Genomic DNA, 10,872 nt, shown 5'->3' with positions numbered 1-10,872 from the left:
CTCTAGCCCTCAGTTAGTCTATTTTCCATACTATCTCCGCCGTCTGCCCCTCCTCTAGCCCTCAGTTAGTCTATTTTTTAGACTATCTCCGCCATTTTCCCTTACTCTAGACCCGCGTTAGTCTATTTTTTGTATTATTTCCGCCATCTGCCCCTCCTATCTCCCCCTCCTCTAGCTGTCCGTCTTTCCAAAATAAAAAACCGCGTCAGCGGCTGCAAAAAAAACGGCGCACTGTCACGGTTTAGATGGCTTGTACATGCCAATAAAGTATTGCGTTAACACTTTGCGAAAAACATTCGGCCACACATAGTTTTCAAAATCATCCGGTCCGACCCATTGATAATGCGGCGGCAAGATCGCACTCTCTTCAGCCTGAAGCACGGCACTCATCACCCGGATGTTCCAGTGCAGGTGAGTGAACGTATGCTGCGCATCGCCTATATGATCCACAGCCTTTATCATTAAGCCTTCCTGCGCGAATTCCTGCTCAAGCCACGAACAGCCGGATTCCACCGAGTCCCACACGGACTGACCGGGAGCTTCCAGATGAGGCAATTCCCACATCCGTGCTAAAAGTCCGGTCTTAGGACGCTGCCTGACAAGAACTTTACCGGATCGGATGCCCGTTCCCTCCACTAACGCAGCTAGTCTAAGTACGAATTTAGGCGGCTTCGCTTTTGTTTTTACCGGCAGTTCCGACTGGCGCCCCTGCAATCTCGCCGAGCACATTTCCCGTACAGGGCAGGTCGGGCATGCTGGAGACTTCGGAGTACAGATCATGGCTCCTAGTTCCATCAAGGCTTGGTTGAAATCCGCAGCTTTGCCATGGGGAATAAGCTCTTTTGCCACCCCCTCGATGCGGACGCGCGTGGCCGGGCGGGCGATGTCATCTTCCAGTCCAAAAAACCTGGAAAGAACCCGCATCACATTCCCATCCACCGCAGGCTCCGGCTGATCAAATGCAATGCTTAAAATCGCGCCCGCGGTGTAAGGTCCGACCCCTTTTAAACCCGATACTTCTTCTTTCAGTCTGGGAACTTCGCCTCCGTACCGGTCCACCACTTCCCGCACGGCAGATTGCAGGTTGCGCGCCCGGGAGTAGTAGCCCAATCCTTCCCAATGCTTGAGCACCTCTTCTTCGGGCGCTTCGGCCAATTGCCGGACGGAAGGAAACCGGTCGACAAAACGGTTGAAATAAGGAATGACCGTATCCACACGAGTCTGTTGCAGCATGATTTCGGACACCCAGATATGGTATGGGTCCCGTGTCCGCCGCCAAGGCAGATCCCGGCGCTCCTTCTCGTACCAACGAACGAGCTCGCTGCTGAAATAATGCTTGTTGTTACTCACTTAAGGCCGCTCCCTCCCTTAAGCTGAGCGCCGGAAGAGCCGGCTGCCGCCTGTTTGCGGTATCGGCTGGGTGTCAATCCGGTCTGGGCTTTGAACATGCGCGAAAAATAATAGATTTGCATACCCACCCGACACGCGACGTCAGACACATTACACTCCGGCTGCAAAAGCAGAGCCTTGGCTGTTTCCATCCGCCGCTGGTTCACATACTGTATCGGTGAGCAGCCCAAAATCCCCTTGAAGAACACGATGAAGTAGTTCGGATGCAGAAAAACCTGTTTAGCCAAATCTTCCACCGTAATGTTATCCGCCAAATGCTCGTCTATATATTTAAGTACAATATCAATCTTTTGCAAATCCTGGGTCGGAGATCCTTCCTGAATAATACCGGGCAAATGCTCCAAAAACACGCTGACCAGCTCCAGCATGCAGGCTTTGATACGCAGCCTTGAAGTTAAGTGATCCCGCGCCATCTGCTCGATTAACTGGTCGAAGAGCGCCGAAGTTGATTGAAAATCGGACACCTGAAGGTAAAATGGAATCTTCAGCGTGCGGTACAAGTCGCGATCCCCGTATGTTCCCCGAAAATGACACCATTGTATCGTCAGCGAAGCATCCGGTTCTACGGAAATTCGATGTGACATTCCGGACAGCAGAATACAGAACATTCCCTTCACGAGAGGAATCTCCTTACCCTGCACGATCAAGCGCCCTTCTCCTTCTCTGACGAAAAGAAACCGGTCGCAATCATATGTAATTTCGCGTTCTTTCAGAGAGGAGCGGCTGACCTGCGTTTCAGAAGCAGCTGCAACTTCAATCTGCATGTGCTCCAAATGTTTCATCATGATAGTCAAATAAGTCGTCGTCATGTAGAGTGCTCCCCGTGTTCTTGCGAGAAATAACGTTTCCCATATACCATCCATTATACGTTAGTAGACCTACAAGCGTAAATTTGCAAAAAGATATTTTGTTATCCAAATTATGTATATACAAAAAGCCCGATTGGTTGGCTCTCTATGCGGGCTGGCGAGACTATGACTCGATGATCGCGGTGGCCGCGGCCAAAGAGCGTTCGTGACTGATGGCTACGTGTATATGAAATGTTTTGTCCGTCCATTGCAGCCTGCTGACGGCTGCTTCGGACAAGGTGCAGTGCGGTTTACCTTGACGATCAGATAACAACTCAATGTCTTGAAAACCGACGACTCTGCCAATGCCGCATCCTAAAGCTTTAGCGGCAGCTTCTTTGGCGGCGAACCTGCCGGCGATAAACTCCAATGCGCGGCGCGCAGGCAGCGCCGACCATCTGGAACGTTCCTGCACCGTCAGTATTCTGGCCGCGAAGCGTTCCTTGCTTGGCCCTGCCATTATGCCCGCGATGCGCTCCAACTCGACGACGTCCAACCCGACTCCGACAATCATACCGTCTTAAATGCCGGGGATAGGCACGCGCTTATGCTGTGTACGTCGGTAATGTTTCTCCAAAGTTTCGCGCGCCTTCGGATCGATTTCTTTACCTTCCAAATAATCGCTGTTGTCGTCATAGCTGACTCCCAATTCGCCTTCATCCGTTTGGCCTTCCCACAACCCGGCAGTCGGCGCTTTATTGAGTACTGACTCGGGAACGCCAAGGCGCTTGCCGATCTGGCTGATTTGACGTTTGTTCAAGCTGCTCAGCGGCGTGATGTCGACAGCTCCGTCACCCCATTTGGTGAAGAAACCGGTCAACGCTTCAGATGCATGGTCGGTGCCCACTACCAGCAGATTCAGGTCAAAAGCCAGCGCATATTGAACGACCATCCGAGTGCGCGCTTTTACATTGCCCTTGCCTCCACGGCTTAGGTGGCGCGACATATCCATTGCTTTGAATGCGTACTCCGTTTCCAGCACAATCTCATCCACCGCTTCAGCGATGTTCGTTTCCACTTTATATTTCAGATCGAACGCATCCGCGACGGCATAGCTATGTTCGATATCCTCTTGCTCTTCATAGGGCTGGAAGACACCGAGCGTCATATATTCCTTACCGGTTTCCTGCGACAGCTCGTCCGTCGCCCGCTTGCATAATCCGGTGGCCACAGCGCTGTCGAGGCCTCCGCTTATCGCAATCAGCAGCCCTGATGTACCTGATTGCTTGATATAATCCTTAAGGAAGTCCACCCGCCGCTTGATCTCCTCATCCACATCGATCGTCGGCTTGACACCCAGCTTTGCAATAATTTCCTGCTGCAAAGACATCTCTCATTCCTCCTATGGTTGCGGGGGCAAGATGCTGTTGAGCCCCTCTTATATTTACGTATGTAAGGCGGTTTTGCAGCCTTACAGCTCGGTTCGCGAGCGGTTTGCATCCTGTAAGGCTGATAGTTAGCCTTACAGCTCGGTTCGCGAGCGGTTTGCAGCCTGTAAGGCGGTTCTGCCGCCTTACAGCTCGCTGCGCGGAGCGATTTCCCTGTGTAAGGCGGTTCTGTCGCCTTACAGCTCACCSCGCGGAGYGAYTTSCCCGTGTAAGGCGGTTTCGTCGCCTTACAGCTCGCCGGGCAGAGCGATTTGTTCGTGTAAGGCGGTTTTGTAGCCTTACAGCTCGCTTTCGAGGCAATCGATTACTCCTGAGCCGACGGGATATCGGCAAAAGGCGCCGGTTACCAGCCTTGCAGCTAGTCGAATTGCCAGACATTGAGGCTGAGCGAGCCCAGCTGATAGTCCTGGAATAGCCTCTTTGCCCGACGGCCTTCATCGGCGGCGCCCATGGCGTAGATGAGCGGAACGAAGTGTTCCGCGCCGCCGCGCGGCACGGCGTTGTCGGCTTGAGGCGCCAGTTCGCGGTACCGGAATATCGCATCTACATTCCAGTTCTCCAACCGTTCGGCAATCCACGCGTCAAATGCTTGTGCCCAGTCCACGGGCTGAACGGCATCCCAGGCAATTTTGCGCAAATTATGGACGATGCCGCCGCTGGCGATGATCAGCACTCCCTCCTCACGAAGGGATGACAAAAGCCGCCCGATTTCATACTGGTTCTCAGGCGGCAAATTCGGAATGACGGACAACGGAACGATCGGCACATCCGCATCCGGCCACATCAGCTTAAGTGGACACCAAGCGCCGTGATCCAAGCCGTGGCGTTCGTCCAGCCGCGCTTCGATACCTACATCGTTCAACCGGCTCACAATGTTGCGCGCAATGTCCTCATTGCCCGGTGCGGGATATTTCAGAGTATACATTTCCGGTGGAAATCCATGGAAATCATAAATAGTAGAGAATCGCTCCGAGGCGCCTGCAAGTTGTACATCGCTCTCCCAATGCGCACTCCAGATCACGATTGCCTTAGGCGCGGGCAGCTGCTCGGGAAGCGTCGTAAAAAACGCCGTATAGTCTGTTTTCTCAATAACCAGAGTCGGCGCTCCATGCGCCACAAATAACACCGGCATTCTAACTTCCGTCATCGCCCAATCAGCTCCAATAATTTGTTCAGTGCCTGCCCCCGATGGCTGATGCGGTTCTTCTCCTCAACGGTCAATTCAGCCATACTCCGGTTGAAGGATGGGAGCCAGAACAGCGGATCGTATCCGAACCCCCCGGATCCGCGAGGCTCGCGAAGGATCAGGCCTTCCACCTGTGCCTCCGCAGTCAAGCGGCTGCCGTCTTGAGGGTCATAAAGAACCAGCGATGACACAAACTGGGCTGGACTCAGCACCTCAGGTTCAGTTACATCGATGCCGACCGTCCGCAATCCCGCGTCCAGCTCCCGAAGTAGCTTCGCGTTGTTATCGGCATCATTGGCGTGTTCCCCGGCGTAACGCGCGGAATATACGCCCGGCTCACCGTTCAGAGCGTCTACACACAAACCGGAATCATCGGCGAGCACCGGCAAACCGACAATATCGGCGACCGTTTTCGCCTTAATAAACGCGTTCTCTTCAAATGTCGTGCCGGTTTCCTCGATCTCCGGTATTCCTTCCACGTCGCCCAAATCCTTGACGGTTACGCCGAATTTACGAAAGGCTTCGCGAAATTCCGCCGTTTTGCCATGGTTGCGCGTGGCAACAAGCAGCGTGCCGCCCGCCGTGATCATGGCTGGACACCGCCGATCCGTGCGCCGGCCGCTCCCAGCGTATTTTTTTGCAGCTGAATCAGCTGAAGTATGGCCTCTTCCGCGAGCGAAAGCATTCCGTCGAGCTCAGTACGCGTGAAAGGAGCTTCTTCGCCCGTTCCCTGAACTTCAACAAACGCCCGAGCGCCCGTCATGACCACGTTCATATCGACTTTTGCCCGCGAATCTTCCTCATAGTTCAAATCCACGACCGGTTGATCCTGTATCACGCCTACGCTTATGGATGCTAAGTAATCGGTAAGCGGGTATTTCGCAAAAGAGACATTTCCCGAAAGTTTGTGTATCGCTAAAGCCAGCGCGATAAACGCGCCGGTAATGGAGGTCGTTCTAGTCCCTCCGTCTGCCTGAAGCACATCGCAGTCCAAAGTAATCGTCCGTTCGCCAAGCGCGTTAAGATTGACGACGGAACGAAGCGAGCGGCCGATCAGCCTTTGAATCTCCATCGTCCTTCCGGTCAGCTTGCCTTTGATGGCTTCTCTTTGATTGCGCGAGTGTGTCGCTCTCGGCAGCATCGAATATTCCGCCGTTATCCAGCCTTTCCCTTGGCCCTTCAGGAATGGGGGCACCTTTTCGTCAATCGTGGCCGTACAAAGCACCTTGGTGTCACCGGCCTCTATGAGTACGGAACCTTCCGCGTATTTATTAGGATGTAAAGTGACTGCGAATGGCCGCAAGTCACGGGGCTGTCTGCCGTCTGATCTCATTTTTTTGCCTCCCGGATATGAATCTTCACCATTTTACCAAAGTATCCGGGTAAAAGCACCTTATCCGTGTACCGTATGAACGTACATGAAACGGGCAATTAATGGGAAATGCCGGGTTACATGACCGTCGACAGAACAGCCTCTCCGGCTCAATGTCGGGGAGGCTGCTCATAGAATTATCGTTTTAAGGCGTTGATCGCAGTCGGGCGGCTCACAGGCTGAGAATAAGATCGTTGATCGGAATCGATTAAGGAGTCACTGCCGTTCATGACGAGCCGAACTTGAGGTGCGCCCGTCACTTCTGTCATTGTCAGAACAAGCGCCTCCATCATGTCCGCAGGCAGCGGTTTTTGTTCCGTCCATTCGCTGTCGTTCAGGGATACCTTCACGGTGTTTTCAAGCTGTGACAGCTGTTCAACGGAAACTTTGTCGGAGGTCAATACGGGCTGAAGATTTGTCGTATCGAGCGGTCCTTGAATCAGCTGCTCCAGCGCGGCCCGGGCACGATCCGGACTCCGGTCGATCAACCGGGTCACCGGGACGAAATAACCGTCTCCAGAGGCGGACCGTGCCGAGAAATACAGCGTCACACCCATCGTACGATTGACCTGCACCCCTTTCGCATGCTCCAGATTGATGCCCATTGACCGGGTCAACACTGCGCCCACAGGCATCCCGGATGCGGGCAGCTTTTCAAGCGTTTTACCCGCTACGGTCAGCTTCAGCTTCTCGATTCCCGGGAATTCCGTCATTGTCCATACAAGAGCTTCGAGCATTTTGCGTTCGTGAGCCGGATTCATCGTCGGAAAAGGAGCTGCGAAATCGATGGTGATGCTTTTGTCGTCCGTATCTTGCTTCACCGAGTTGATTTTCGTTCCTTCGGGCAAAATGGGTGAGAACCCGGGCGGCAGCTGATCCGCCAACTGTTGGTCCGCAGTCATCCAGGCAACGGCGACTTCCGCGGCGGAGCGCTGGGACTTTGCGTCCGGCTTGTTGACCAAAGTCATCGGGGCGACATACCCGTTACGATCCAAAAGATAGACGGTAATTCCGTCTTTGACTTCAGTGCCTTCGGCTTCCCGAAGCATCGTATCTTCAAACTCGGCCGGCGGCGGATCGATCGCCGACGCACCGGAATTCGTGCCCGTATTCTGACTGCAGGCTGATAGAAGGGGGAGCAGCAACAGAGCGGATGCCAGCATCTTTCGACGAACGACTCGATTCGATTTATCTTTCATTACCAATTCCTCCCGCCTAAGGGGCCGACGTTACATCGACTTCCTTTTTGTAGTACTATGTATACGAGCCCGCGGGACAAATATGTATGTTTGTCCTCACAGGCGATCAACTTTATGGCGCAGGCTATTAGCATCGGAAAGAGGTGTTGTTGTTCATGTCCCAACCGAATATGTACCGTCTTAACAGCAAAGCAGTGGCAAACGCGACCCAAGAGTGGCTGACCAAACGCGGAGTGACCAAAGCACAGATCGGCCAGCTGGTCATGCTGCTGCAAAAGGAGTATTTCCCCGAGCTCACCCTTGACGAATGTATCGTTAACGTAGAAGCTGTATTGTCCAAGCGGGAAGTGCAGAACGCAATTTTAACCGGTATCCAATTGGATATTCTCGCAGAGGAAGGCAAGCTGATGCAGCCCCTGCAAGATATGATTTTATATGATGAAGGGCTTTACGGATGCGATGAGGTGCTGGCACTCAGTATCGTCAATGTTTACGGAAGCATCGGCTTCACAAACTTCGGTTATATCGACAAATTCAAGCCCGGCGTACTTAAAAAATTAAACGACAAAAATGACGGCCAGATCCACACGTTTCTAGACGATATCGTAGGCGCAATTGCAGCTTCGGCATCCAGCCGCATCGCCCACCGCAAGCAAGCCGAACGCGAAGCGATGGAAGAAGCGCTCGACCAAAACGGACAATAAACAAAACCGGATTAGCTGCGTGAAAGCAGCTTAATCCGGTTTTTTGTTAGAGGGCGGGAGCGGGTTCCGCCGCCGGTATCGGATAAGTTCAGCTGAATCCGTCTCCACACGAACGAGAGTCCCCCGCCGCTCCAAATGCAGCAGATGGGCGATCGTCTCGGCCAGCGCGAATCTCAATTGATGCGGGTTATCCCGATAGCGGCTGCCGAACACCAGTTCACAAACCTCGAATGCTGTCAGGGTATGGCTGCCGATCAATTCCATCATTTTCAGCAAACGGCGTTCGTGATGATCCAGCAGCTCCTGGACACGCTTCTGAAATTCCGCGAAAGGTGCCCGGTGACCCGGAAACGCCGTCTCCACTCGCAGCGGCAGCAGTTCACGCAAACTCCCAAGATAGGAACCTAACGGGTCAGGGTCGCCTCCCGGCATCCAGCCGATATTCGGTGAAATATCCGGCAGCACCTGGTCGGCGCAGATTAATCTGCCGCTCTCGGCATGGTAGAAGGAAAGATGTCCCGGCGCGTGGCCCTCACCGCCAATCGTCTCCCAACTGAGTCCCCCCATTCGAAAGTCAACACCCGCTTCTAGAAATGTCACATCCCGAGGATGCGGTGATACCCTGACGTGAAATCCCAGCAAATTCTCGTTCATGTTCTCCGCCAACTCCGGAAGCATCCCATTCTGAAGGAAAGCCTCGGTCAATTCGCCGGAGAACATCTCATCGTCCCCCCAGAGCCTGTGAGCAGCCTCGTAAGCAGTCTGCGACATGAAAACCGGCGCTCCGGTGCGCTCCTGGAACCATCCTGCCAAGCCGTAATGGTCCGGGTGATGATGAGTGACGACCACACGCTTGATGTCTTCCCAGCGTATGGAGTTAACCGCCAAAGCCGTAGTCCAGAAGCTTTCCGTGGCGGGAGTACGAAGCCCGGGATCGATAAGCGTCCAGCCTATTTGTTCCGGCAAAAGATAAGAGTTGACCCATTTCAAAGAAAATGGAACCGGCACTTTTAACTGCAGCCACCCGTCGGTAAGCTTAATAACGTTGTTCGGATTAATTTCCATCTGATCCGCGAGCTCCTTCTCGAAACATAAATATAGGCTTCGTTCATTGTAAGTGCTCTACGGCCGATCGATCAACCGGTCGGTGGATCGGAGCGCCTCTATATCTCCTGCTCCGATAGCGAACATCGCGGCTTTCAGTTCAAGCTCAACCCGTTCGAGCCGCAGTGCCACGTCTTCACCCGTAGCAGCATCCCGAAGAAGAGCCCGTCCATAACCGGCCATATCGGCTCCTAAGGCGATCGCTTTGGCAGCATGGACGCCGTTAGACAATCCGCCGCTCGCAATGAGCGGGAAGTCGGGCAGCTGCATCCTGATTTCACGAACACATTCGGCAGTCGGAATCCCCCAGTCGGCGAACGCGTCGGCAGCCTGATACCGAAGCGGGTCGTTATTGCGGTACTTTTCCACCTGGCTCCACGACGTCCCCCCGGCACCGGCTGCATCCACAAATGCGGCACCGGCGTCCTTCAGCCTTCTCGCGGTATCCGCGTCTATTCCCCAGCCGACTTCTTTCACGCCTACCGGCACCGGCAGCTTCCGGCAAACCTCTTCCATCCGGCGGAGCAGGCCTTTGAAATTCGTGTCGCCCTCCGGCTGAAACAATTCCTGGAGAGCATTGAGATGAAACACCAAAGCATCGGCTTGCGCCAGCTCGACCGCCCTCCGGCAATCATCCGGCCCCATTCCGTAATTCAATTGCACGGCTCCCAGGTTGGCTAAAAGGAACGCGGTCGGAGCTTCACGCCGAACGTTAAACGTCGCCGAAAGCTGCTCTTGTTCCAGGGCGGCTCGCATAGAGCCGAGTCCCATCGCCCAGCCGCGGGACTCCGCGGCTTTCGCCAGATGGCGGTTGATCTGTCCGGCTTGCGCCGTGCCGCCGGTCATGCTGCTGATCAGAAGAGGCACTGCCATTCTGCGTTTGAGGAAGCTCGTTTCCAGAGAAATCTCCGAGAAATCCAGTTCAGGCAGCGCCTTATGTCGAAAGCGATAGCATTCCAAACCGCTCGTTATCCCGCGCCCCTGCACGTCTTCCTCCAGACTGATGCGGATATGATCCGCTTTTCGACCCGACGTCGGGCTGCTATGATCCGTTATTTTCGCCGACTCCCTTCCGAATTCCCCCGCAGCTCATTGCCGCACGATATTCGCAGTATGTACGCCGTTCCTCTGTAGTTATCTCCCAACTCAACTCCGGGCAAAAGAAAAAGCTTTGCAAGCCCGTCAAGACTCGCAAGGCGGCTTCCGCACTATTTCGGATCTCCAACGATATCCCGAAGCGCCTCGCTCAGAATCCGGTTCACATCTTCAAACTGAAGGCTCAGCCTCCGTTCGGCGTCCATCACCCGGCGCACAGCCGGATTGAGGTTTATCACCTCATATAATTTATTCATTCTATCCATATCTTCCGATGAAGGCTCCTTGCCTTCCATCATCGCCTGCTGGAAACCCATTTGGCGTTCGCGGAAGTCATCCAGCATCCTCTTGGCGTCGGCATCTCGAGAGACAGCAGAGTTGGCGGCCTTCCATTCTGCAGCTTCCGGACCCGCCTTCAATGCTTTGGCCAGTTCATAGGCTGTATCATAAACATTCATGCGATGTTCTCACCCTCCGAATTTATCATCTTACTCTTATCATAACATCAATCATGCTTGTATGAGACCAACATTCCGCCGATGAGCAAAAGTCCCAAACCCGGAAGG

12 protein-coding genes are annotated in these 10,872 nt (G+C 53.9%); 1 reads left to right on the top strand and 11 read right to left on the bottom strand.

From position 1 onward, the window contains the following. Positions 1-234 precede the first annotated feature (234 nt). From mutY to SD71_RS05970, 8 genes are all read right to left on the bottom strand, one after another. Positions 235-1,350, bottom strand: a complete 1,116-nt coding sequence (gene mutY / locus SD71_RS06005; protein ID WP_041058838.1) for an A/G-specific adenine glycosylase — start codon at positions 1,348-1,350, stop codon at positions 235-237. Next, positions 1,347-2,219, bottom strand: a complete 873-nt coding sequence (locus SD71_RS22035; protein ID WP_052475853.1) for a helix-turn-helix domain-containing protein — start codon at positions 2,217-2,219, stop codon at positions 1,347-1,349. The genes mutY and SD71_RS22035 overlap by 4 nt, the downstream gene beginning before the upstream one ends. Before the next feature lie 163 nt (positions 2,220-2,382). Further along, positions 2,383-2,772, bottom strand: a complete 390-nt coding sequence (acpS, locus tag SD71_RS05995; RefSeq protein ID WP_041058843.1) for a holo-ACP synthase — start codon at positions 2,770-2,772, stop codon at positions 2,383-2,385. 6 nt (positions 2,773-2,778) lie between these two features. Further along, the gene (gene nadE / locus SD71_RS05990) at positions 2,779-3,588 is read right to left on the bottom strand and encodes an ammonia-dependent NAD(+) synthetase (RefSeq protein WP_041058846.1); all 810 of its coding nucleotides are present in this window, start codon (positions 3,586-3,588) and stop codon (positions 2,779-2,781) included. Between the two features lie 416 nt (positions 3,589-4,004). Next, on the bottom strand, positions 4,005-4,793 hold the full coding sequence (locus SD71_RS05985) for a DODA-type extradiol aromatic ring-opening family dioxygenase (protein WP_235427015.1): 789 nt from the start codon (positions 4,791-4,793) through the stop codon (positions 4,005-4,007). Beyond that, positions 4,790-5,422 carry an XTP/dITP diphosphatase gene (locus SD71_RS05980; RefSeq protein WP_041060960.1) on the bottom strand — a complete coding sequence of 211 codons (633 nt, stop codon included), beginning with the start codon at positions 5,420-5,422 and terminating at the stop codon, positions 4,790-4,792. The genes SD71_RS05985 and SD71_RS05980 overlap by 4 nt, the downstream gene beginning before the upstream one ends. Further along, positions 5,419-6,165 (bottom strand): ribonuclease PH, encoded by a 747-nt coding sequence (gene rph / locus SD71_RS05975; protein ID WP_041060957.1) that lies wholly within the window; start codon positions 6,163-6,165, stop codon positions 5,419-5,421. Before rph ends, SD71_RS05980 begins: the two co-directional genes overlap by 4 nt. A 176-nt stretch (positions 6,166-6,341) precedes the next feature. Then, positions 6,342-7,403 carry a GerMN domain-containing protein gene (locus SD71_RS05970; protein ID WP_041060955.1) on the bottom strand — a complete coding sequence of 354 codons (1,062 nt, stop codon included), beginning with the start codon at positions 7,401-7,403 and terminating at the stop codon, positions 6,342-6,344. Positions 7,404-7,558: 155 nt separating this feature from the next. Between SD71_RS05970 and SD71_RS05965 the strand changes: the two genes are divergently transcribed. Beyond that, positions 7,559-8,107, top strand: a complete 549-nt coding sequence (locus SD71_RS05965) for a phosphatidylglycerophosphatase A family protein (RefSeq protein ID WP_041060953.1) — start codon at positions 7,559-7,561, stop codon at positions 8,105-8,107. A 30-nt stretch (positions 8,108-8,137) separates the two neighbouring features. Here the strand turns inward: SD71_RS05965 and SD71_RS05960 are convergent, their stop codons facing one another. The 3 genes from SD71_RS05960 to SD71_RS05950 form a co-directional block, all read right to left on the bottom strand. Beyond that, positions 8,138-9,172 carry an MBL fold metallo-hydrolase gene (locus SD71_RS05960; protein ID WP_052476014.1) on the bottom strand — a complete coding sequence of 345 codons (1,035 nt, stop codon included), beginning with the start codon at positions 9,170-9,172 and terminating at the stop codon, positions 8,138-8,140. 57 nt (positions 9,173-9,229) lie between these two features. Then, positions 9,230-10,267 (bottom strand): type 2 isopentenyl-diphosphate Delta-isomerase, encoded by a 1,038-nt coding sequence (gene fni, locus SD71_RS05955; protein WP_041060948.1) that lies wholly within the window; start codon positions 10,265-10,267, stop codon positions 9,230-9,232. Positions 10,268-10,419: 152 nt separating this feature from the next. Beyond that, entirely contained in the window at positions 10,420-10,764 is a 345-nt protein-coding gene (locus SD71_RS05950) for a YlbF family regulator (RefSeq protein WP_041060945.1), read from the bottom strand. Positions 10,765-10,872 lie beyond the last annotated feature (108 nt).

The sequence above is a fragment of the Cohnella kolymensis genome (assembly GCF_000829465.1).
GTDB classification, from domain to species: domain Bacteria; phylum Bacillota; class Bacilli; order Paenibacillales; family Paenibacillaceae; genus Cohnella; species Cohnella kolymensis.
This window is presented reverse-complemented; position numbering and strand designations above follow the sequence as displayed.